The following is a 22676-nucleotide window of genomic DNA, read 5'->3' as shown; positions in this document are numbered from 1 at the left end:
CTGCCGAACTAGCGTGGACGCGGCAACCCGGCCGCGTCCACGTGAAAGCGGATAGGAGCTGCCAGGTGCGCATCGCTGTCGTGAACAACTTCTTCCCGCCACGGGTGGGAGGGAGTGCGCACCTCGCGGAAGCCTTGGCCGAGAAGTTCGTCGAACGCGGGCACGAGGTGATCGTGCTGACCGCGGCCTATCGCGACGCTCCGGCCGAAGAGCAGGTCAACGGGTATCGCGTGCACCGGTTGCCCGCGTTCAAGATGCCCAAGCTCGGCCTGTCGATCGACTTCGACATCACCTTCGCGTCCCGGCCCTCGAACGTCCGCCGGGTGTTCCGGCTGCTGGACGAGTTCCAGCCGGACGTCATCCACCAGCACGGCCAGTTCCTCGACCTGAGCTGGCTCACCGGCTGGTACTCCCGCCGGCGCAAGGTTCCCGCGTTGCTGTCCGTCCACACGCGACTGGAAAGCACGCTGCGGCTGTACGCGATCCTGTTCCGCCTGCTCGACCGCTTCCTCGTGCGCCCGATCCTGCGGCTGTACCGGCCGCGGTTCGTGATCATGGACGAGATGGCGGAGAAGTACTGTGCGCAACGCTACGGCGCCACCCAGGGAGAGTTCGACCACATCCCGGTGGCCGTCGATCCCCGCGAGATCACCGCGCTGCCGACGTTCGACGTGCGCGACCGCTACGGTTTGTGCGCGGCGCCGTTGATCGTCTCGCTCGGTCACGTCATCCCGCTGCGCAACCGGTTGGCGCTGGTCAGGGCCATGCCCGCGGTGCTGGAGAAGCACCCCAAGGTCAAGGTGCTCGTGGTCGGCCGCATCTACTACGACAGGTTTCTCCAACTCGCTCAGCAACTGGGCGTGCGCGACGTCTTCGTGGCCACCGGGCCGGTGGCGAAGGGCGAGGTGCCGTCCTACCTGGCGGAGGCCGATGTGGTTGCGCACGATCTGCAGGGCATAGGGTGTGGCACTGCGAGTCTGGAGGCGATGGCGGCGGGCAAGGCCACCGTCTGCGCCGTGCGCGAGACGAACTTCCCCTGGGTCGAGCTGCGCAACTGGGACAACGCGCTGCTGGTCCGGCCCGACGATCCGGCCGGGCTGGCCGCGATGCTGAACCGGTTGCTCGACGACCCGGACGAACGGGAACGGATCGCCGCCAGGCAGCGGGACGTGGTGCTCGGCGACTTCACGCTCGACGTGGTGACGGACAAGCACCTCGCCGTGTTCGACCTGATGACCGCTCCGACCCCGGCAGGTACGCGCTGATGTTCTTCGACGACGAGCGGAGCAACCGCCTCCGCAAGCACATCCTCACCGACCTCGTCGGGCAGTACATGAACGACTCGGAGCGCGCCGCGCTCTACGGTCTCCCCGCCACCACGCGCATCCGCGAGCGCGCCAAGGTGATCAGCCCCGACCAGCTGAAGATGGGCGACCACTGCTGGATCGGCGAGGGCGCCGTGCTCGACGCGAGCGGCGGCATGGAGATCGGCGAGCACACCAGCATCGGGCTGAACTGCCTGATCTTCACGCACTCCAGCTGGCTCGCGAACATGGCGCTGGAGAACCACTCCGGCAGCGACCTGATCGAGCGCAAGCCGGTCCGCATCGGCAAGGGCTGCTTCATCGGCGGCAACAGCGTGATCATGCCGGGCGTGACCATCGGCGACTTCGCCACCGTGCAGCCGTTGTCCGTGGTGGCCAAGGACGTGCCCGCGCGCTCGCTCGTCGCCGGCAACCCGGCCCGCGTGTTCCAGAAGTACGAGCAGGAGTACATCGACGCCGAGATCGAGCGGGTGCGCGCGGAGAACAAGCGCCGTCGCGAGCTCGCCGAGGCGCGCGGTGAGGAAGTCCTCTGGGGCGCGCCAGCGGGCGAGTTCGCGAAGGCCGAGGAAGAAGCCTAAGCCGCTGCCGCGGTCATCACGTTCAGCAGGATCTTCGACGCCACCGTGTCCACGGCGAGCGTCCCGTTGAACGAGATCGAGCCGGTGCTGAACACCCAGCCACCACCGGACCGCGTCCACTTGTACATGTGACCGCCGTTGGGGCCGCCGCTGTTGTTCCCCACGGCGATGATCTCCGTGCCCGACTTCGGCGGAGTCGGGCAGCGGTCGGTCTCCCAGCCGCTGCCGGAGATGTTGTACGACACGGCGCCGAACGCGGCGCCCGACGTGAGGCCGGTGCCCGCGAGGAACGGGTGCGCGGGCAGCAGGGTCTCGTAAGCGCCCCAGGTCAGGAACTCCGAGTCGTCCCAGTCGGCGCCGAGCACGTCGCGCGTGGGCTGGCCGAGGTTGGCGTACCAGTTGTCGGTCTGCGAGCCGTTGGCGGCGCGGAAGACGACGGCGTCGCCGCCCGCGTTCCACGAGATGCGGGCGAACAGGGTGTTGCCGCCGGTGTTCACGACCCGGCCGCCGTTGGACAGGTAGGTGTTGACCCGGTCCTTCATGAGCTGCGACCAGTACTCGGAGTGGCTGCCGAGGACGAGGCCCTTGTACTGACCGAGCCACGTGCCATCGGCGTTCAGGTCACCGTCCTGGTAGAGGTCGAACTCGATGTTGTTCTGCACCATCCACCGCAGCAACAGCAGGTCCGTGTAGTAGGTGTGGCTCAGGATCGCACGGTCGTCGGTCCACACGGCGTTGTTCGGACGGTACGACGTGCAGACGCGCTGCACACCGCCCTGGCCGACGGACGTGTAGTTGTTGTGACCGCCCCAGGTGTTGTACGCGTTGTAGGTGTTCGTCGGCAGGAGCACCGCGAGCTTCGCCGTCGGTGCCGGGGGCTTCACGGCGAACGGGATCTCGTAGCGCAGGTGCGGTGTTCCGTTCAGCAGGCCGCGCAACCGGCACACGTACGCGCCGGACTTCCAGGTCGCCGGGATGGTCAGCGAGAACGTGGTGGCCCAGTCGCAACCGCCCGACCGGTAGTCACCCGGCACGTACTGCAGGGTGCCGGCCACCGACTGCGGGCCCCACACGACGGTGCCGGACGTCTGGCCCGGCACGGCGAGGCGTTCGATCGTGGCCTCGACCGTCGTGAAGCTGCTCGACACCGCGAAGCCCTGCGGGTAGGTCGGGCGCGGACTGGTGTCGGTGGCGTAGCCCTGCAGCGCCGCGGTCTTCTCGGTGGTGAACCCGGAGCCGACCTGCCGCGGTGCGCCGCCGTTGACCCACAGGCCGGTCCAGTGGCCGCTGATCGTCTCGGAGTTCAGCAGCCGGAACCACATCAGCTTGTCGTCGAACCCCGGTGTCGTGGAGCCGTCCAGCCACACGACGTAGTGGGTGCCGGAGCCGTTGGAGAGCCACGTCTTCTGGGTGTCGTCGGACCAGCCGCTGCCGATCGTGTAGGCGTCGCCGCCGTTCACCCACGTGCCGTTCGTGCCGTCGCCGGACGTGTAGCGCCACCAGCTCAGCAGGTTGCTGCCCGTGTGGATGCCGTAGATGACGCCGTTCGGGTCGGCCCACAGCTCGTAGAACGGCTTCCAGCTGTTGTTGCTGATGATGTTGCCGCTGTTGGTGTGCCACGAGTTCGTGCCGTCGCCGGCCAGGTACTTGAACCACCGCAGCTTGCCGTTGGTGTCGACGGCGTAGAAGACGCCGTTCCAGCCACCGAAGATCCGCGGGTAGACCTGCAGACCGGTGCGGATGGTCGAGCCGCTGTTCACGTGCCAGGCTCCGCCGCCGAGGTGCTTGTACCAGCGGAGGTCACCACTCGCGGTGACGCCGAAGATCTGACCGTCCGCCGCGGCGAAAACGGTGCGGAACTGCTGGAAGCCGTTGCCGATCTGCGCCCCCGCGCCGTTGGCCCACGTCGGCGTTCCGGTCAGCCAGCCCGCGTGCTCGTAACGCAGCAGCAGACCGTCTGCCTGAATGCCGTAGATGACACCATTCCCCCCAGGAACGAATTGCACGAACCGTTGGTGCTGGTCGTACGCCATGTGTCCCCCCTCTGAGTCAGCCCAGGCTTGTGGCCTGGTACTGGCGAGTCGTCGGTGAGGGGCTCGGCGTTTGCCGGATTTTCGCGTCGTGACGCAAACGTATCTGAACTGAAACTAAAATGGCCGGAACGCGCTGTATAAGCGCGTTCCGGCCATCAATTAGTGCTATCAGACGCTGGCCACCTGCGTCCGCTGGTCGAACACCTTCGCCACAACGCGGTGCGACGGCAGGATCGCGGAACGCTCGGCGTCCGCGTCGGCCTTGCCCGCGACGATGTCGAGGAAGTGGTCGAGCTGCGCGGCCAGCGGTTCGCGGGCCGAGATCAGCTCGGGGATCTCGATGATCGTCTGCTGGCGGTAGCCGCGGCCGTCCGGCGTGGCGGCGTCGTTCGAGACGTGGCGGTAGATCGTCACGTCGCGGCGCAGCAGGTCGGCCTCGATCAGGCGGTCGACCTCGGTGATCGTCAGCGACCGGACCTTGCGCTGGCCGATGCGGCTCGCGGACACGGTGGCGAGGCCGCCGTTGGCGAAGCCGAGCACGGTCTCCGCCACGTCCTCCGCACCCTGGACCGAGGTCGGGTGGAAGTAGCCGAACGTGCCCTGCACGTCCGTCGGGTCCTGGCCGCCGAACACGCGGATCGCCAGGTCGACGTCGTGCACCAGCAGGTCCCACGAGACGCCCGTGCGGATGCGCGGCGCGTACGGGGAGTGGCGGGTCGCCGTGACGTGCACCGGGTTGTCGACCAGCGACAACGCCGTGAGGACGGCCGGGTTGTAGCGCTCCAGCAGACCGCACATCAGCGGCACACCGCGCTGGGCGGACAGCGCCACGACCTCCTCGGAGGCCTCGATGCCGGGACAGACCGGCTTCTCGATGAGCAGCGGCTTGTCCTGGTTCAGGACCTCGACCGCGAGACCGTGGTGGTACTCGGTCGCGGCGGCGATGACGACGGCGTCCACGTCGGACAGGTCGCCGATCTCGGGGCTCCACTGCGCGTCGTAGCGCTCGGCGATCATGCGGCCGGCGTCTTCGCGGGGCTCGGCCACGCGGACCAGATCGCAGCGGTCGGAACCGGCGAGCACGCGGGCGTGCAGCGAGCCCATCGTGCCGGTGCCGACGAGCAGGATGCGGGGGTTCGCGGTCATGCGCCCAGCACCTCCCGGATGGTGCCGATGACGGTGTCGAGCTGGTCGTCGGTCAGGTGGGCGTGCACGGGGATCGACAGGCACTGCTGCGCGATCTTCGCCGCCACCGGGGTCTCCGACATGACGACCTGCGCGTGGCCGCGGTACGCGTCGTAGTCCGTGACGAGCTTCGGGTAGTAGATGCCGTTGCCGATGCCGCGCTCGGTGAGCTTGGCGGCGAACTCGTCACGGGTCAGCGCGGCGTCGTCGCCGATCAGGACCGTGTACTGGTGCCACACGTGCGAGCGGCCGGGCAGCTCGGACGGCGTGCGCAGGCCGGTGATGCCGGCGAGGCCCTCGTTGAGCTTGGCGGCGTTCGCCTTGCGCTTCGCGGTGATCTCGTCGATCTTCGCGAGCTGCGGGATGGCGACGGCGGCCGCGAGGTCGGTGAGGCGGTAGTTGTGACCGGCCATCACGTACTCGTAGCGGGCGCGCATGCCCTGGTTGCGCATGACCCGGAGCTTGTCGGCGATCTCGGCGTCGTTGGTGGTGATGATGCCACCCTCGCCGGTCGTGATGTTCTTGGTCGCGTAGAAGGAGAAGCAGCCGAGGCCGAAGCTGCCGGCGCCCTTCCCGTCGAACTTCGCGCCGTGCGCCTGCGCGCTGTCCTCGACGAGCGCGAGACCGTGCTCCTCGGCCAGCGGGGCGATCTTGCCCATGTCGGCGGTCTGGCCGTACAGGTGGACCGGCATGAGGACCTTGGTCCGCGGCGTGATCGCGGCCGCCATCGCCTCGGGGTCGACGCAGAAGTCGTCCTCGCGGATGTCCGCGAACCGGGCCGTGGCGCCGGCCTCGAGGATCGCGTTCAGCGTGGCGATGAAGGTGAACGGCGAGGTCACGACCTCGTCGCCGGGCTGCAGGTCCAGCGCCTGGATCGCCGCGACGAGAGCCGTCGTGCCGTTGTTGACGGCAATGGCGTGGTCGACACCCGCGATCTCGGCGAAGGTGTCCTCGAAGCGCTTGACCATCGGACCCTGAGCGATGACGCCCGAGCGAAGCACCTCGAGCACATAGGGCTCCGCGTCGCTCACGTCGACAACGGTGATTGGGATCATTACTCCGTACTTCCCTCGGGAGACCGCTCCCGCTCCGACCGGTCCGGCCTGCGCGAATGCGGATTGTCATGGGCTGCCGGGCACGTCAGCGCCGCGAACACCGTCGCAGGCTACCTGTGTTACGAGAGACGAAACGGCCGGGGTACGAGCCCGTAACCAGCCTCACCCCGTACCACGGCAAGACGGCCCTCCACGACCAGTTACCCTCGTAGTCCGGGCGGCCGCACGTCACGCAGGCCATAACACGGGAGAGCACAGCATGGACTTGCAGCAGCGGCTGCGGAACACGTTCGTCGAGGCGCTCGCGCTCGGTGAGGACGTCGACGTCGAGAACCTGAAGTACCGCGACATCGACGAGTGGGACTCGGTCGGCCACATGGCGCTGGTCGCGGCCATCGAGGACGAGTTCGACGTGCAGTTCGAGACCGAGCAGGTCATCGACATGAGCAGCTTCAAGGTCTCGCTCGACATGCTCAAGGACCTGGGCGCGGAGTGACTCTCTCCGGCAAGGTCGCAGTCGTCACCGGTGGTACCAGGGGCATCGGTCTCGCCACCGCCGCCGCGCTGGCCGAAGCCGGTGCGACGGTCGTGCTGACCGGCCGGGACTCCGCAATCGCCAAGCAGCGGGCCGCCGAGCTGGGTCCCCAGGTCAGCGGCCTCGCGCTCGATGTGACGGACACCACCGCGGTGAAGGACGTGTTCCGGCAGATCGCCAAGGAGCACGGCCGGATCGACGCGCTGGTCGCGAGCGCCGGCGCCATGGAGGGCGCGCTGATCGGCATGATCGGCGACGACCACGTGGCGCGCATGTTCGACACGAACGTCACCGGTGCGATCGCGTCCGTCCAGGCGGCCGCGCGCGCGATGATGCGCAAGAAGACCGGCTCGATCGTGCTGCTCGCCTCGATCGTCGGTGAGCGCGGCAACGCCGGTCAGTCCGTGTACGCGGCCACCAAGGCCGCGGTCGCGTCGCTCGCGAAGTCCTCCGCCAAGGAGCTCGGCCGGTACGGCATCCGCGTCAACGCGGTCGCGCCCGGCGTCATCGAGACCGACCTGACCGCCGGCCAGTCCGAAGAGGTGCTGGACCGCGTCCGCAAGGACACCCCGCTCGGCCGCCTCGGTGCCGCCGACGAGGTCGCGAAGGTCATCAGGTTCCTGGTCAGCGACGAGGCCTCGTTCGTGACGGGGCAGGTGCTCGGCGTCGACGGGGGGCTCGTGCTGTGAGCCTGCTGGCCCCCGGCGCACGCCTCGTGGACGCGACGTCCGGCGAGGTGCTCGCCGGACCCGAGCTGCGCGCTGCCGTTGACAAGATCTCCGCCGAACTCGCTGCTCTGCCGGCCGGTGTGCTGTTCGCCCGCACGTCCGTCGACGTGCCGAGCGTGCTGCGCTACGTCGCCGCGTTCGAGTCCGGCCGGGCCGTCGCACTGCTCGACGCCGGTCAGGACCGCGAGGTGCTGCTGGGCCTGGTCGCCCGGTTCCGCCCGGCCGCCGTGCTCGGTGGCGAGGGCGAGCCGCCCGCCGGTTACACCGCCGACTGGGTCCGCGAGGACGCCGACGGTGTCGTGCCGCACCCCGACCTGGCCGTGTTGCTGCCGACCAGCGGCTCGACCGGCAACCCCAAGTTCGTCCGGCTGTCGCGGCAGGCCGTGCTGGCCAACGCCGAGGCGATCGCCGAGGTCCTGGGCATCACCGCGGACGAGGTGGCGCCGACCAGCCTCCCGCTGCACTACAGCTACGGCATGTCCGTGCTGAACAGCCACCTGCTGCGCGGCGCGACCGTCGTGGTGGAGCCGACCGGCGTGATGGGCCGCCCGTTCTGGCAGGCCGTCGAGGAGCACAAGATCACCTCGCTGGCCGGCGTCCCGTACCACTACGAGATGCTCAAGCGGCTGCGGTTCGACCCGGCCAAGTACCCGAGCCTGCGCACCATCACGCAGGCAGGCGGCAAGCTGCGCGAGGACCTGGTCGTCGAGTTCAACGACAAGATGCTCGCCGCCGGCGGCCGCATGTTCGTCATGTACGGCCAGACCGAGGCGGCGCCGCGGATGGCCACCGTGCCCGCGGAGAAGCTCGCCGAGAAGATCGGCAGCGCCGGTCCCGCGTTGCCCGGTGGCGCGTTCTCGATCCGCCTCGAAGACGGCACCGAAACCTCCGTTCCGGACGTCGTCGGCGAAGTGCTGTACCGCGGGCCCAATGTGATGATGGGGTACGCGGAGTCCGAAGAGGAGCTGGCCGAACCGGACAGCCGGGGCGGTCTGCTCGAAACGGGCGACCTCGGCCGTCTGGACGCGGACGGTTACCTGTTCATCACCGGCCGGTTGAAGCGGATCGGCAAGGTCTTCGGCAACCGGGTCAACCTCGACGACCTGGAACAAATGCTGCGCGGTTCCGGGTTGGACATCGGTGCGGCGGCCGCGGTGCCGGCCGGCGACAAGGTCGTCGTCTGGGTCGAGAACTGCGCCGCCGACACGCGCAAGGCGGCTGCCAAGGCACTGTCCGAGAAGCTGCACATGCACGTGTCCGGATTCGACGTGCGGGACATCGACGCACTTCCGCTGCTGGCCAGCGGCAAGATCGACTACCGCTCCCTGGAGGGACGCGCGTGACCACCACTGCCGAGAGCGTGTTCGGCCTGAGCCAGGCCGAGCGCGAGGCGGCGCTGCTGCCCGTGCTCACCGAGCTGACCGAGCACCACCGCACCGGCGGCGAGCCGTACGACCGCATCCTGAGCTCGCTCGGGATCGCCCGCGGCGCCTCGTTCGACTCCGTCGAGCAGCTGCCGTGGCTGCCGGTGCGGATGTTCAAGCACCACGTCCTCAAGAGCGTGCCGGACGACGAGGTCTTCAAGGTGCTCACCTCGTCCGGCACCACCGGCGCCGAGGTGTCCCGGATCTACCTGGACAAGGAAGCGGCGGCCGACCAGCCGCGCTACCTCGGCAAGACGCTGCGCACCGTGCTCGGCGACCAGCGCCTGCCGATGCTGATGGTCGACACCATCGGCATCATCAAGAACCGCCGCTCGTTCTCCGCCCGCGGCGCGGGTGTGCTCGGCATGGCGAACTTCGGCCGCAAGCACGTCTACGCGTTGGACGAGAACGACCGTCCGGACGTCGAGGCCATCAAGGGGTTCCTCGCGAACCACGGCAACGAGCCGTTCCTCATCTTCGGCTTCACCTTCATGGTGTGGCAGTACCTCTACGAGGTCGCGCGTGAGCACGAGCTCGACCTGTCGAACGGCATCCTCATCCACTCCGGTGGCTGGAAGAAGCTGATCGACCGCGCCGTCGACAACGCGGAGTTCCGCCGCCGGTTCGCCGAGGACACGGGCCTCACCCGGATCCACAACTACTACGGCATGGTCGAGCAGCTCGGCACCGTCTTCCTCGAGGGTCCGAGCGGCAACTCGCTGTACTGCCCCGACTTCGCGGACGTCGTCATCCGCGACCCGGAGACGTGGCGTGAGCAACCCGTCGGCGTGCCGGGCGTCATCGAGGTGGTGAGCACGGTGCCGCGGTCGTACCCCGGCCACGTCCTGCTCACCGAGGACCTCGGTGTCGTGCACGGCATCGACGACGGCGACTGGCCCGGCAAGCGCTTCTCGGTGCTCGGCCGTCTTCCCCGCGCCGAGGCGCGCGGATGTTCCGACACGTTCAGCGGGAGCCCGGCGTGAGTGTTGAGCAGCGTTTCCCGGCAGGCCCGGCCGTCGAGGTCGACGCCCTGCTCGCCGAGATCACGGCGGAACCGGAGGGCGGTTACCTCACCGTCGGCGACGAACGCGTCGTCCAGTTCCTGGTGAAGTTCGCGCGCAAGCTCCTCGCGCCCGCCACCGCGCGGCGCTACCCGGAGCTCGCGTCGCTGGGCTTCTTCCTGCGCAAGGGTGAGATTGCCAAGGCGCTGTCCACTCTGGAGACCTCCGGCGACAAGCTGAGGTTCCCGCGCGGCGTCGTCTTCCACGTGCCACCGGCCAACGTGGACACGATCTTCGTGTACTCGTGGGCGTTGTCCGCGCTCGCCGGCAACCCGAACGTCGTGCGCATCTCGCCGCGCTCGCAGGGGGCCGCGCAGGCCGTCATCGAGGCGCTGAACGAGTCCCTGGCGGAGGCCCACCCGGCCATCGCGCAGACCCAGCGCATGATCACCTACGGCCGCGACGAGGCCGTCACGTCGGCGTTGTCCGCGGCCTGCGACCTGCGGGTCATCTGGGGTGGCGACCGGTCGGTGGCCGAGGTGCGCAAGTCCGCGCTGGCCCCGCACGCCCGTGACCTCACGTTCCCGGACCGCGCTTCGTTCGCCGCCGTCTCGGTCGCCGGCTGGGAGGCCGCGACGCCCGAGCAGCGCCGGGACGCGGCCATCGGGTTCTACAACGACTCCTACTGGTTCGACCAGGCCGCTTGCTCGTCGCCGCGCACCCTCTTCTGGGTCGGCGACGCCGAGCGCGCCAGGCCGGCCCGCGAGGAGTTCCGCGCGCTGCTCGCCGAGGTAGTGGCGAGCAAGCAGTTCGTCGTCGAGCCGGCGATGGCCGTGCAGAAGCGCGTCTCCGCGTACGGGGTCGCCGCCGAGGGCCACGCCACGGAGATCCGGTTCGAGGGCAACGCGGTCGCGACGCTCGAACTGGTCGCGCCCGCCGACGTGCCGCGCGAGTGGCTCGGCGTCGGCACCTTCCCGCAGGCGACGATCGCCGACCTGGCCGAGTTCGGCCGGATCGTGCAGCGCAAGGACCAGACGCTCAGCGTGTTCGGTTTCGACCGCGACGAGGTGATGACCTTCACCCGCTCGCTCGCCGGGCGTGGCATCGACCGGGTCGTCCCCTTCGGGTCGGCCCTCAGCTTCGCGGCTGTTTGGGACGGCTACGATCTGCTGTCCGAGTTCAGCCGCATCACGACGGTCACCGTCTGAGTCGATGCCGCCTCAACCACCAACCTCCACCGGAGACCACAGGATGACCACTGTCGAGGCAGATGCGGACATCGCAGAGGTTCCGCCAGAGAGCACGAAGACCACCAAGGGCAAGATCATCCAATGGGGTCGCCGGCTCATGGTGGTCCTGGTCATCGGGTTCACCGCCTACGCGTTGATCACCAAGTGGAACGACGTGTGGCACACGATCTCCGCGGTGGCGTGGCAGTCGAGCCTGCTCAGCCAGATCGCGGTCATGGCGGCCATCGGGTTCAACACCATCGCGTGGCAGACGATCATCGACGACCTGGGCAAGCCGATCGGCGTGTTCCGCGGCGGCATGATCTGCCTGGTCGGTGGCCTCGGCAAGTACGTGCCCGGCTCGGTGTGGGCCTACCTGCTGCAGATGGAGCTGGGCCGCAAGGCGGGCCTCCCGCGTGCCCGCATCTTCACCGGCTCGCTGATCCAGCTCGGCGTAGCCACGGTCGCGTCGCTGCTGCTCGGCATCATGGCGCTGCCGGTCATCTTCAAGGAGACCCCGCAGGCGGTCTGGCTCTTCGCCCTGCTGCCGATCGGCCTCATCGCGCTGCACCCGAAGATCCTCACGTGGGGCACCTCGCTGGTGCTCAAGACGCTGCGCCGCCCGCCGCTCGACCACCAGCTGCGCTGGGGCACGATCGGCAAGGTCCTCGGCTTCTCCATGCTCGGCTACATCGCGTTCGGCGCCCACATGTGGCTGCTGGCGAACTCCGTCGGCGCACCCGGCGTGAGCGGTCTGGTGCTGTGCATCGGCGCCATGGCGATCAGTCTGACCGCCGGCCTGTTCGCGTTCTTCCTGCCGTCCGGTGCGGGTGTGCGTGAAGGCGTCATCGTCGCGGTGCTCGCCGCCAGCGGCATCGACCCGGTGCAGGGCCTGGCCTTCGCGGTCGCCTCGCGCCTGATGTTCATCATCGCCGACATCGTGACCGCGGGTGCGGCCGCCGGTATCGCGACGTACCGCAAGCGTCAGGCGGAGGCGCGGATCGCCGCGGCCGCCGCTGCCCAGTAACTCATTCAAGACTGATCGTTTTCGTTCAAAGAATCATTCCATCGATCCGGCGGACAGTTTCGTTACACACGGAACTGTCCGCCGGATGTGTTTCAAGCATCTCCAGATTTTTCTCGCCAGAGCGCCATTCTTCGGGCAGACTGACGGCGTTTCCTGCTGATCGAACCCACTGGTGGGGTATTCGGGTTCGGCGGCAGACGGATCAGATCCTGGGGGAGCAGCAGCATGTCTCGTCGTGCTGTCTCGCTCGTCGCTGCCATTGCGGCCGCGACGGCGGGACTTTTGCCAATCGTCACGTCCACCGCAGCCTCCGCCGCGCCCGTGGTGCAGCAGCAGGCTCCGGTCATGAGGGCGCAGGCCGGTGTGTGGGAGGACTCGCCGGTCTACAAGAAGTGGGTGGCGCTGGGCGGCGCCGCGTTCGCCGGCGACAAGGTCCACGAGGAGGTCGTCCAGGAGGACGGCATCCGCTACGCCAAGTTCTCCAAGAACGTCGTCATCACCTGGAAGGAAGGCGTCGGCGCCTTCTGGTTCTCCGGTGCCGTGGCCGCGAGGTGGCAGCTGTGGCTGGACACCAACGGCGTCACGAAGACCGTCGCCATCATGGACCAGGTGCAGACGAACCGCGGTTCCCAGCTCGGTGTCGCGTCCGCGTTCGACAACGGCAACTCGGTCTACTACTCGGATGCCTACGGCGCCTTCGCCATCAGCGGAACCAACCGGGCCAAGTACTGGGCCAACGGCAGCATCACCGGCCGGTTCGGCTGGCCGACCTCCGACGAGGTCATGCACACCGCCGGTGGCACCCACCAGAGCTTCAGCGAGGCCGTCAGCTTCTTCAAGAAGGCCGGCGACGAACAGCCGTACTGGATCAGCGGCGCGCTGCGTGACCAGTACAACTCCGACCACGGCCCCAACGGCCCGGCCGGTTGGCTGTGGCGCGACCAGGCGGAAGCCGCCAACAACGGCTGGAGCGTCGGCATCACCGGCGGCAACATCTACTGGAGCGCCGCCACCGGTGCCCAGCGCCTGACCGGTGACATCGACCTCAAGTACTACCAGCAGGGCGGCCCCGGCGGTCACGCCGGTTACCCGACCAGCGGCGTCACGGCGGTTGGCGCCGGCACCGTCGCCACGTTCAAGAACGCCGTCGAGATCTACCACTCGCCGGCGACCGGTGCGCACTGGCTCAGCGGCGCGCTGCGTGACCGCCTCCGCAACGCCGGTGGCGTGACGGGTTCCCTCGGCTTCCCGACCTCCGACCAGTTCGCGACGAACGGCCCCAACGGCCTGTACGTCCTGTTCGGGCCGAACAAGGTCATCCTGTGGGGTCCGAGCACCGGTGCGCAGATCGTGGGCGACCAGTACCTGGCGAAGCTTCGCGCTGACGGCGACGTCTACTACTACGGCCTGCCGAACACCGAGATCAGGCAGATCGGCCCGTACAACTTCCAGGAGTTCCAGGACGCGTCGATCTTCGACGGCAACGGCCGCAGCACGATCACCATCGGCTGGGACTTCCGCGCCGGCTGGTGGCAGCTCGGTGGCTACTCCGGCCAGCTCGGCATGGCCACCAGTGACGTGCAGTTCGGCTCGGAGCCGAACACCTTCGTCCAGCTCTTCGACGGTGGTTACCTGCTCTGCGACTACAACGAGAACCAGTGCTACTACGACTACTGGACCTCGTCGTCGGCGCAGCACCAGGCCGCCTCGCAGCCGAAGGTGACCCTGGAGCAGGCGAAGACCGAGGGCACGAAGCTCGGCGCCGCCAAGTCGGCTCCGCGCAAGTGATCTTGCAGTTCTGAAAGGTGAAGGGGCTGGTGTCCGCACTCGGACATCAGCCCCTTCTCATGTTCGTGCAGTTCACACGGGGGTTTTGAAAGCATGTCCGTCAGACGTTCTGTCGCGCTGGTCGCCGCCCTCGCGGCGTCGACCGCCGCACTCATGCCGATCACGCTCGGCACCGCGAGCGCGGCTCCTGTTCCGGTCCACCAGGCCGCGGACGACGAGGTCGTGCAGCTGCCGGCCGGTCGGTGGGAGGACTCGCCGATCTACGCGAAGTGGCAGGCCCTCGGCGGCGCCTCGTTCGCCGGCGACAAGGTGGGCGACGAGATCTACCTGTCCAACGGCATCCGCTGGGCCAAGTTCGCGAAGTACGACATCGTCATCACCTGGAAGGAAGGCCTGGGCGCGCACTGGATGTCCGGTGCGATCTCCCGGCTGTGGCAGCCCGGCGACGCCATCGTCAAGTCGGCCGCGACCATGGACCAGGTGCCGGTGAGCCGGGGTTCGCAGGCGGGTGCGGCGATCGCCTACGACACGGGTTACTCGGTCTACTACTCCGACGCGTACGGCGCGTACGCGGTCGCGGGCAAGCAGCGCGACAAGTACTGGGCCAACGGCAGCGTCACCGGCAAGTTCGGCTGGCCGATCAGCGACCAGATCGCGATGGCCGACAACGGCGGCGTCGAGCAGCGGTTCAGCGAGGCCGTGAGCCTGTTCCAGCAGGTGCCGAGCGAGTCGGAGACGTACTGGATCAGCGGTGCGCTGCGCGACGAGTACCGCGAGAAGGGTGGCCCGAACGGCTTCGGCTGGCTCACCCGGGACCAGGTCGCCGAGGCGGGCAACGGCTGGAGCGCCCAGGCCGCGAAGGGTTCGATCTACTGGTCGGCCTCGACCGGTGCGCACGCCCTCTCCGACTTCAGCACCGGCGGGTACGTGAACAAGGGCGGACCCAACGGCCACCTCGGCTATCCGACCACGGACACGAGCGAGCACGACGGCGGTGAGACCACCGACTTCAGCACCGGCAAGACGCTCTACGCGAGGGTCCAGAGCAGCGGCTTCATGTGGATGGGCGGCCGGGTTCGCGACACGTACGACGTGAACGGCGGCACCGCCGGTCCGCTGGGCTGGCCGCGGTCGGACCAGACGCCCGCTCCCGGCACGGACGGCCAGTACGTGAGGTTCGGCGACAACTTCGACAAGGTCATCCTGTGGGGCCCGCGCACCGGTGGGAGCGTCGTCGGCGGCCCGATCCTGCAGCGTCTGCGCGCCGATGGTGACGTCGCCGTCTACGGCCTGCCGCAGTACGGCGAGATGACCACGGGCGAGTACCGGTTCCAGCAGTTCGAGAAGGCGACGGTGTTCGTCCGCGGCAGCAACGTCTACACGCTGGGCTGGGACTTCCGCGCCGGCTGGTGGCAGACCGGCGGCACGCAGAGCCCGCTCGGCATGGTCGCCTCGGACATGTACCTGGTCGCGAACAACGTCATTCAGCAGGAGTTCGTCAACGGCTGGATCACCTGCGACTACAACGTCGGCGAGTGCTACTACGACCTGAAGCAGTCGGCGGCGCAGGCGACGTCGAAGCCGACGCTGGAGCAGGCCCGCGAGAAGGGCACCAAGTTCCGCGCGACCGGTTCCGGTCCGCGCAAGTGATGTTGTGAAGAAGAGGGCTGGTGCCGGGCAACCGTCACCAGCCCTCTTGCGTTCTCGTCCTGGGGGTTGAGAAACATGTTGATCAGAAGTTCGGTCGGGTTGGCGGTCGCCGCCCTGGTGGCGTCGTTCACGTGGGGGAGTGCGAACGCCGCACCCGCCGACGAGTGGGAGAAGTCGCCGGTCTACGCCAAGTGGCAGGCGCTCGGCGGTGCCGCGTTCGCCGGTGAGAAGGTCGGTGACGAGGTGGTCGTGCCCGGCGGCCGCACGCGTTGGGCGAAGTTCTCGAAGTACGACATCGTGATCACCTGGGGTGACACCGCCGGTGCGCACTGGATGTCCGGCGCGATCTCGCGCAAGTGGCTGTCCAACGACTACGTGTTCAAGTCGGTGCCGACCAACGACCAGGTGCCCGTGAACCGCGGTGGGCAGGCCGGCGCGGCTGTCGACTTCGGACCCGATTCCTCGATCTACTACTCCGACGCCTACGGGGCGTTCTTGGTCACCGGCGTCGAGATGGACGTCTACCGGTCGAACGGTGGTGTCACCGGCAAGTTCGGCTGGCCGGTCAGCGACCTGCTGCAGCTGGGTTCGGGGTGGGAACAGCAGTTCAGCGAGGCGGTGAGCATCTACCGCGAACCGGAGCGGTGGGGCTTCTGGATCAGCGGTGCGCTCCGCGACAAGTTCCGCGCCGAGCTCGCCGCGGGCCGTCCGAACTGGCCGGCCGCCTCGCAGATGCCGGAGCCGGACGGCGGCTGGTCGATCAGGATGACCAGGGGCGCGATCTACTGGTCGGCCTCCACCGGAGCGCGCCTGGTCGAGACCTCGACGGCCGATTACTTCAACTCGGAGGGCGGCCCCAGACGCTTCGGCTATCCGACCTCGGACAGCGCGGCGCACCACAACGGGTTCATCACCGACTTCGTCGCCCAGACGACGTTCTACCGCGGTCCTGACGACTCCATCGCCTACTGGATCAGCGGCCAGGTGCGGGACACCTACCGTGCGCAGGGCGGCCCCGGCGGGTCGCTCGGCTGGCCGAGGTCGAGCCAGCACCCGGCGCCGGGCACCGACGGCCACTACGTGCTGTTCGGCGACAACAGGGACAAGGTGATCCTGTGGGGCCACCGCACCGGTGGCCACGTCGTCCAGGGCTCGATCCTGACGAAGCTGCGCAACGGCGGTGACGTCGCGGTGTACGGCCTGCCGCAGTTCGGTCAGCTGCCCGCGGGGCCGACGGCGGAGTTCCAGCAGTTCGAGAACGCCAGCGTGTTCCTCCGCGCCGACAACCACGTTCCGACGCTGGGCTGGGACTTCCGCGCCTTCTGGTGGGACCTCGGCGGGCTCTCCAGCCCGCTCGGCCTTCCGCAGGGAGACGTCCACCCGCTCGGCAACGACAAGTTCCTGGTGCAGAAGTTCGACAACGGCCTGATGTGGTGCGACTACGAGGTCGGCGAGTGCGGCTACAGCATCTCCGACGGCAACTCGCAGGCCGCGCTGAAGCAGGCCGCCCGGGAGAACTCGAAGTTTCGCGTGCGACTACAAAACCGGTGAGTGTTATTACGGCATGAAATAGAGGCCCAGAAATCCCCCGTGACCACGTATGGTCCGCGCAACTGATTGCGCTGGGGGTGGAAGTTGTACGTCAGACGTTGCTTTGCGGTGGTCGCCGCCTTCGTGGCGGCGACCGTCGTCGTGCCCGGTACGGCGCACGCCGCCGAATGGGAGACCTCGCCTGTGCGTGCCAAATGGCAGGCGCTCGGTGGCGCGTCGTTCGCCGGTGAGAAGGTCGGCGACGAGGTCGTGCTGGAGAACGGCATCCGGTGGGCCAAGTTCGCGAAGTACGACATCGTGATCACTTGGCGCGAAGGTGCCGGTGCGCACTGGATGTCCGGTGCCGTCTCACGGCTGTGGCTCGGCACCAGCCCGGCCACGTCGGCCGCGATCATGGACCAGGTGCCGGTCAGTCGCGGTGCACAGCTGGGTGCCGCCACCGCCTACGACACGGGGTACTCGGTCTACTACTCCGACGCGTACGGCGCGCACGCGATCGGCGGTGCCGCGCGCGACAAGTACTGGGCGAACGGCAGCGTCACGGGCCGGTTCGGCTGGCCGATCAGCGGTGTCGTCGACGTGTACACCGGCGCCAAGGAACAGCGGTTCAGCGAGGCCGTGAGTTTCTACCAGGCACCGGGCCAGGCGCAGCCGTACTGGATCAGTGGCGCGCTTCGGGACAGGTACTTCTACTACGGCCTCGACAAGGGTCCGCAGGGCCCGCTCCGGGCCGACCAGGTCGAGCAGCCGGGCAACGGGTGGAAGGCCCAGTTCGAGAGCGGTGCGATCTACTGGTCGGCCGCGGCCGGAGCGCACATGCTCAATGCGGAGATGAACGACACGTACCAGGCGAACAGCGGTCCCGTCGGTGCGTTCGGCTACCCCAAGACGGACACCTCGCCCCGCACCGGAGACTCCGGTTCGGGGAACATCGCCGAGTTCACCGGCAACGTGACGCTGTACCAGGGGGCGGACGTCGGCGGCGCCTACTGGATGGGTGGCCCGGTCCGCGACAAGTACGAGGAGAACTGGCGCAGCCCATACGGCCAGAAGCTCTACTGGCCGACGTCGAACCAGACCTCGGCTCCCGGCACGGACGGCCAGTACGTGCTCTTCGGTGCCGACACGGTGCTCCTGTGGGGGCCGCGGACCGGTGGACACGCCATCCGGGGCGAGGCGCTGAGGAAGTTGCGCGCGGGCGGCGACGTCGCGGTGTACGGCCTTCCCCAGTTCGTCAACGGGACGGAGTACGGCCAGAACGGCTTCGTGCAGTTCGAGCGGGCCTCGATCTTCGTCACGGAGAGCTACAGCGTGACCATCGGCTGGGAGTTCCGCGACGTCTGGTGGCTGACCGGCGGTGGGAACAGCACCCTCGGCCCGGCCCGCGAGGACCAGCACATGATCGAGCCCGGCGTGTGGGTGCAGGGCTTCCAGCACGGCTGGATCGTCTGCGACTACAACATCGCCGAGTGCCGCTACGGCAAGCAGATCACGGCGGAGGAGGTTCGGCGCGAGGGCACTAGGGTCGCCATCGCCCGCCGTTGATCTTCCTGCACGTGAGAGGGCCGGTGTCCGTCAGGGCACCGGCCCTGCGCTACGTAGACTCCGGGCATCCCCAACGTCCTGAGGAGCATCGTGAGCAAGGTCCACCCCAGCGCCTTCGTCGGCGAAGGCGTCGAGCTCGGTGAGCGGGTCACCATCGGCCCGAACGCGGTCGTGCTCGGCCCCGCGCGCATCGGTGACGACGTGTGGATCGGCCCCGGCTGCGTCATCGGCACCCCGCCGGAGATCAGCAGCGAGCCCCACAACAGGGCGTGGGACGGCGAGCTCGCGCACATCGGCGTCGAGATCGGCCCGCGCACGGTGATCCGCGAGCTCAGCACGATCCACCAGGGCAGCTACCGCCCGACCAGGATCGGCGCCGACTGCTGGCTGCTCAACCGCGTCTACGTGGCCCACGACTGCCAGGTGGGCGACGCGGTGACGTTGTCCGCCGGTACCAGCCTCGGCGGTCACATCCAGGTCGGCGACCGCGTCAACGTCGGCATGAACGCCGTCGTGCACCAGCGCCGCGTCATCGGCCCCGGCGCGATGGTCGGCATGGGCAGCGCCGTGACCAGGGACGTGCCGCCGTTCGCCAAGGCGTACGGCAGCCCGGCCAAGCTGCACGGCGTGAACGCGGTGGGCATGACCCGCTCGGGCGTCCCCGAAGACGTCGTGCGCCTGCTCGACGCCGCCTACGCCGAGCTGCGGGTGCCGAGCGAGATCCCGGAGTCGCTCACCGAGGCCTTCGCCTGGTGGAACTCGGTCGAGCCGGCCCGCCCGCTCGCCCAAACCTTCTCCGGCCACCTCTGACACCTGCTGTCCGACTGCACGCGGGGGCCTTTCGTACTGTCACGCAGTACGAAAGGCCCCCGCGTGCCGGAAAAGCGGCGGGTTGTCCACATGTCGATCAACAGGTGGTGGCTCGGTCGCGACGCTGGTGTTAGAACCAGCGTTCCAGGAGTTGGGCCACGCCGTCTTCGTCGTTGGAGGCGGTGACTTCGTCGGCGGCGTCGAGCGCGTCTTGGTGCGCGTTGGCCATGGCGACGCCGTGGCCGGCCCACTCCAGCATCGGCACGTCGTTCGGCATGTCCCCGAACGCGATCACGCCGGAGGCCTCGATCCCGAACCGCTCGGCGACGTCGGCCAGTCCAGTGGCCTTGGTCACGTCCGCCCGCGAGATCTCGATCAAACCGACACCCGTCGAGTACGTGATCGAGACCTCGTTCCCGAGCACCTGAACGGCGGCCTCGGTCATCGCGGCGCTGCTCATGCCGGCCTGCCTGGCCAGCAGCTTCACCGCCGGGAACCCGAAGACCTCCGCCCGCGAGTACCGGCCCGCGTTCTCCGCCCAGGCGTGCAGGTAGTCGTGCTCGGCGAGGAACGTCGGGCCGTCGCCCACGCGTTCGGTGGCGAAGGTCACGCCCGGGATCACCTCGCCCAGGGCGTGCGCGATGTCGTGCAGCTGCACCGGGCCGAGATCGCGCTGCCAGACCACCTCGTCGGCGCCGATGTCGTAGAGCACGGCCCCGTTCGCGCAGACGGCGTACCCGGTGAGCCCGGCCTGCGTGGCGACCACCGGGACCCAGCGCGGCGGACGGCCCGTGACCAGCACGAACGGCGTTTCGGCGGCGAGCACTCGGCCGACCACGGCTGCCGTGCGCGCGCTCACGCGTTCGTCCAGGCCGAGCAGGGTTCCGTCAACGTCCGATGCGATCAACAGGGGCTTCTCCACGACACCCATCCTGCCTTGCCGCTTCGCTGTAATACGGACGTGTGGATACTGTTCGGTCGTGCGTATCGGCATCGTCATCTTGCCCGAACACCGCTGGTGGGTCGCTGAACACAAGTGGCGTGCGGTCGAGGAGATGGGCTTCCACCACGCGTGGACCTACGACCACCTCGGCTGGCGGACCCTCGTGGACGGTCCGTGGTTCGGTGCTGTGCCGACCCTGACCGCGGCCGCCCTGGTGACGTCGCGCATCCGGCTCGGCACCTTCGTGGCGTCCCCGAACTTCCGCCACCCCGTGCCGTTCGCCCGCGAGCTGATGACCATCGACGACCTGTCCGACGGACGGCTCACGGTCGGTCTCGGTGCAGGTGGGGCCGGGTACGACACCACGGTCATGGGTTCGCAGCCGTTGATGCCCGCGGAACGCACCAAGCGCTTCGGCGAGTTCGTCGAGCTGCTCGATTCGCTGCTGGTCCAGGACCGCACGACCTACGCCGGCAGCTACTTCAGCGCCGTCGACGCGCGCAACGCCCCCGGCTGCGTCCAGCGCCCGCGTCTGCCGTTCGTGGTGGCCGCGAACGGGCCGAACGCGATGTCCATCGCCGCCCGCTACGGCACGGGCTGGGTGACCACGGGCCCGGCCACCGACGACGTCGAACAGTGGTGGCGCGGAGTGGCGGAGATGGCGGAGCGGTTCGACGAGAAGCTGCACGAGATCGGCCGGATGCGCCACACCGCCGACCGGTACCTCAACCTGGACTCCGCGCCGGTGTACTCGCTGTCCAGCGTCGAGTGCTTCCGCGACGCCGCGGGCCGCGCGCGTGAGCTGGGCTTCACCGACGCCGTGTCGCACTGGCCCAGGCACGACGGCGTCTACATGGGCCGCGAGTCGGTCCTCGAGCAGGTCGCCGAGGACGTGCTGCCGGAATTGATCACGAAAAAGCCCTGATGATCAGCTGAAACGTCGTCCGAGGGGGCCTCAAGGCTGCGCAGAGTAGCCAGGTATCCTCGCTTGCCGTGAGCTTCGCAGGTTATGACCTGATTGTCGTCGGATCCGGATTCTTCGGTCTCACGGTCGCCGAGCGCGCCGCGTCCCAGCTGAACAAGCGGGTGCTGGTGCTGGAGCGTCGTGCCCACATCGGCGGTAACGCCTACTCGGAAGCTGAGCCCGAGACAGGAATCGAGGTGCACCGCTACGGTGCGCACCTCTTCCACACCTCGAACAAGAGGGTCTGGGACTACTGCAACCAGTTCACCGAGTTCACCGGCTACCAGCACCGCGTCTTCGCGATGCACAAGGGCACCGCGTACCAGTTCCCGATGGGCCTGGGCCTGATCACCCAGTTCGTCGGCCGGTACCTGAGCCCGGACGAGGCCCGCGCGTGGGTCGCGGAGCAGGCGTCCGAGATCGACACCAAGGACGCGTCGAACCTCGAGGAGAAGGCGATCTCGCTGGTCGGCCGCCCCCTCTACGAGGCGTTCATCCGCGACTACACCGCCAAGCAGTGGCAGACCGACCCGAAGGAGCTGCCGGCCGCGGTCATCAGCCGCCTCCCGGTCCGCTACAACTTCGACAACCGCTACTTCAACGACACCTACGAGGGCCTGCCGGTCAACGGCTACACCGCGTGGCTCGAGAAGATGGCGGAGCACGAGAACATCGAGGTGCGCCTCGACACGGACTTCTTCGACGTGAAGGACGAGATCCCGGCGGGCACGCCGATCGTCTACACCGGTCCGGTCGACCGCTACTTCGACTACTCCGAGGGCTGGCTGGGCTGGCGCACGCTCGACTTCGAGCAGGAGGTCGTGGCCACCGGTGACTTCCAGGGCACCCCGGTCATGAACTACAACGACGCGGACGTCCCCTTCACCCGCATCCACGAGTTCCGCCACTTCCACCCGGAGCGGGACTACCCGAAGGACAAGACGGTCATCGTCCGCGAGTTCTCCCGTGCCGCGGAGAAGGACGACGAGCCGTACTACCCGATCAACACCGCCGAGGACCGCGAGAAGCTCGAGCGCTACCGCGAGCTGGCCAAGAGGGAAGCCGCGGAGAAGAACGTGCTGTTCGGCGGCCGTCTGGGCACCTACAAGTACCTCGACATGCACATGGCGATCGGCGCCGCGCTCAGCGCGTTCGACAACAAGATCGCCCCGCACCTCACCGAGGGTGCGCCGATCAACGGCGACCTCGACTGATGGTGTTCTAGACGCATTTCGCCCGGCCGTACAACCTGTGCGGCCGGGCGATCGTCTTTGGACAGTGAGTACTATTGGCGCCTGACGCGCC

The 22676-nt window shown here is 68.4% G+C and carries 19 protein-coding genes; 15 read left to right on the top strand and 4 right to left on the bottom strand.

All coding sequences use genetic code 11. The annotated features are described in order from the left end of the window. The first annotated feature begins 65 nt into the window (after positions 1-65). Complete coding sequence (locus G7043_RS22385; RefSeq protein ID WP_166048434.1) at positions 66-1265, top strand: glycosyltransferase family 4 protein; 1200 nt, start codon at positions 66-68, stop codon at positions 1263-1265. Continuing rightward, positions 1265-1903, top strand: a complete 639-nt coding sequence (locus G7043_RS22380) for an acyltransferase (protein ID WP_166048432.1) — start codon at positions 1265-1267, stop codon at positions 1901-1903. The genes G7043_RS22385 and G7043_RS22380 overlap by 1 nt, the downstream gene beginning before the upstream one ends. On the opposite strand, the gene G7043_RS47685 is transcribed toward G7043_RS22380, so the two are convergent. From G7043_RS47685 to G7043_RS22365, 3 genes are all read right to left on the bottom strand, one after another. Next, the gene (locus tag G7043_RS47685) at positions 1900-3936 is read right to left on the bottom strand and encodes a N,N-dimethylformamidase beta subunit family domain-containing protein (RefSeq protein WP_242642563.1); all 2037 of its coding nucleotides are present in this window, start codon (positions 3934-3936) and stop codon (positions 1900-1902) included. The genes G7043_RS22380 and G7043_RS47685 overlap by 4 nt on opposite strands. Positions 3937-4104: 168 nt before the next feature. Then, positions 4105-5082: a Gfo/Idh/MocA family protein gene (locus G7043_RS22370; protein WP_166048430.1), complete on the bottom strand. Its 978-nt coding sequence runs from the start codon at positions 5080-5082 to the stop codon at positions 4105-4107. Next, positions 5079-6176 carry a DegT/DnrJ/EryC1/StrS family aminotransferase gene (locus G7043_RS22365; RefSeq protein WP_166048428.1) on the bottom strand — a complete coding sequence of 366 codons (1098 nt, stop codon included), beginning with the start codon at positions 6174-6176 and terminating at the stop codon, positions 5079-5081. Before G7043_RS22365 ends, G7043_RS22370 begins: the two co-directional genes overlap by 4 nt. Before the next feature lie 259 nt (positions 6177-6435). On the opposite strand from G7043_RS22365, the gene G7043_RS22360 reads away from it, so the two are divergent. The 11 genes from G7043_RS22360 (at position 6436) to G7043_RS49450 (ending at position 19464) form a co-directional block, all read left to right on the top strand. Then, entirely contained in the window at positions 6436-6672 is a 237-nt protein-coding gene (locus tag G7043_RS22360; protein ID WP_166048426.1) for an acyl carrier protein, read from the top strand. Then, positions 6669-7400 carry an SDR family NAD(P)-dependent oxidoreductase gene (locus tag G7043_RS22355; RefSeq protein ID WP_166048424.1) on the top strand — a complete coding sequence of 244 codons (732 nt, stop codon included), beginning with the start codon at positions 6669-6671 and terminating at the stop codon, positions 7398-7400. The genes G7043_RS22360 and G7043_RS22355 overlap by 4 nt, the downstream gene beginning before the upstream one ends. Then, positions 7397-8782 (top strand): AMP-binding protein, encoded by a 1386-nt coding sequence (locus tag G7043_RS22350; RefSeq protein ID WP_166048423.1) that lies wholly within the window; start codon positions 7397-7399, stop codon positions 8780-8782. Before G7043_RS22355 ends, G7043_RS22350 begins: the two co-directional genes overlap by 4 nt. After that, on the top strand, positions 8779-9846 hold the full coding sequence (locus tag G7043_RS22345) for a LuxE/PaaK family acyltransferase (protein ID WP_166048421.1): 1068 nt from the start codon (positions 8779-8781) through the stop codon (positions 9844-9846). Before G7043_RS22350 ends, G7043_RS22345 begins: the two co-directional genes overlap by 4 nt. After that, complete coding sequence (locus G7043_RS22340; protein WP_313888021.1) at positions 9843-11072, top strand: acyl-CoA reductase; 1230 nt, start codon at positions 9843-9845, stop codon at positions 11070-11072. Before G7043_RS22345 ends, G7043_RS22340 begins: the two co-directional genes overlap by 4 nt. Before the next feature lie 43 nt (positions 11073-11115). Then, positions 11116-12120, top strand: coding sequence for a lysylphosphatidylglycerol synthase transmembrane domain-containing protein (locus G7043_RS22335; protein WP_166048418.1), 1005 nt, complete (start codon positions 11116-11118; stop codon positions 12118-12120). Positions 12121-12345: 225 nt separating this feature from the next. Further along, positions 12346-13908, top strand: coding sequence for an LGFP repeat-containing protein (locus G7043_RS22330; RefSeq protein WP_166048416.1), 1563 nt, complete (start codon positions 12346-12348; stop codon positions 13906-13908). A 93-nt stretch (positions 13909-14001) separates the two neighbouring features. Continuing rightward, the gene (locus G7043_RS22325; RefSeq protein ID WP_166048414.1) at positions 14002-15558 is read left to right on the top strand and encodes an LGFP repeat-containing protein; all 1557 of its coding nucleotides are present in this window, start codon (positions 14002-14004) and stop codon (positions 15556-15558) included. Between the two features lie 75 nt (positions 15559-15633). Further along, entirely contained in the window at positions 15634-17109 is a 1476-nt protein-coding gene (locus G7043_RS22320) for an LGFP repeat-containing protein (RefSeq protein ID WP_166048412.1), read from the top strand. A 108-nt stretch (positions 17110-17217) separates the two neighbouring features. Next, complete coding sequence (locus G7043_RS22315) at positions 17218-18654, top strand: LGFP repeat-containing protein (RefSeq protein ID WP_166048410.1); 1437 nt, start codon at positions 17218-17220, stop codon at positions 18652-18654. Between the two features lie 90 nt (positions 18655-18744). Beyond that, positions 18745-19464 carry a DapH/DapD/GlmU-related protein gene (locus tag G7043_RS49450; RefSeq protein ID WP_166048408.1) on the top strand — a complete coding sequence of 240 codons (720 nt, stop codon included), beginning with the start codon at positions 18745-18747 and terminating at the stop codon, positions 19462-19464. A gap of 130 nt (positions 19465-19594) precedes the next feature. Here G7043_RS49450 and G7043_RS22305 read toward each other — a convergent pair whose 3' ends face one another. Next, a complete protein-coding gene (locus G7043_RS22305; protein ID WP_166048406.1) occupies positions 19595-20386 on the bottom strand; it encodes an HAD family hydrolase in 792 nt (263 codons plus the stop codon). Between the two features lie 58 nt (positions 20387-20444). Between G7043_RS22305 and G7043_RS22300 the strand changes: the two genes are divergently transcribed. Further along, positions 20445-21332: an LLM class flavin-dependent oxidoreductase gene (locus G7043_RS22300; protein WP_166048404.1), complete on the top strand. Its 888-nt coding sequence runs from the start codon at positions 20445-20447 to the stop codon at positions 21330-21332. Positions 21333-21400: 68 nt separating this feature from the next. Beyond that, positions 21401-22585, top strand: a complete 1185-nt coding sequence (glf, locus tag G7043_RS22295; RefSeq protein WP_166048402.1) for a UDP-galactopyranose mutase — start codon at positions 21401-21403, stop codon at positions 22583-22585. Positions 22586-22676: the final 91 nt, after the last annotated feature.

Source organism: Lentzea alba (assembly GCF_011067745.1).
GTDB lineage: Bacteria > Actinomycetota > Actinomycetes > Mycobacteriales > Pseudonocardiaceae > Lentzea > Lentzea alba.
The sequence above is the reverse complement of the archived record's forward strand: the minus strand, read 5'-3'. Positions and strand labels throughout refer to the sequence as shown.

Bases quoted from the DNA above. Each gene is read 5' to 3' on its own strand.
- G7043_RS22325 (WP_166048414.1), top strand. From the start codon at position 14,002: ATGTCCGTCAGACGTTCTGTCGCGCTGGTCGCCGCCCTCGCGGCGTCG.
- G7043_RS22320 (WP_166048412.1), top strand. From the start codon at position 15,634: ATGTTGATCAGAAGTTCGGTCGGGTTGGCGGTCGCCGCCCTGGTGGCG.
- G7043_RS22335 (WP_166048418.1), top strand. From the start codon at position 11,116: ATGACCACTGTCGAGGCAGATGCGGACATCGCAGAGGTTCCGCCAGAG.
- G7043_RS22370 (WP_166048430.1), bottom strand. From the start codon at position 5,082: ATGACCGCGAACCCCCGCATCCTGCTCGTCGGCACCGGCACGATGGGC.
- G7043_RS22330 (WP_166048416.1), top strand. From the start codon at position 12,346: ATGTCTCGTCGTGCTGTCTCGCTCGTCGCTGCCATTGCGGCCGCGACG.
- G7043_RS47685 (WP_242642563.1), bottom strand. From the start codon at position 3,936: ATGGCGTACGACCAGCACCAACGGTTCGTGCAATTCGTTCCTGGGGGG.
- G7043_RS22360 (WP_166048426.1), top strand. From the start codon at position 6,436: ATGGACTTGCAGCAGCGGCTGCGGAACACGTTCGTCGAGGCGCTCGCG.
- G7043_RS22380 (WP_166048432.1), top strand. From the start codon at position 1,265: ATGTTCTTCGACGACGAGCGGAGCAACCGCCTCCGCAAGCACATCCTC.
- G7043_RS22365 (WP_166048428.1), bottom strand. From the start codon at position 6,176: ATGATCCCAATCACCGTTGTCGACGTGAGCGACGCGGAGCCCTATGTG.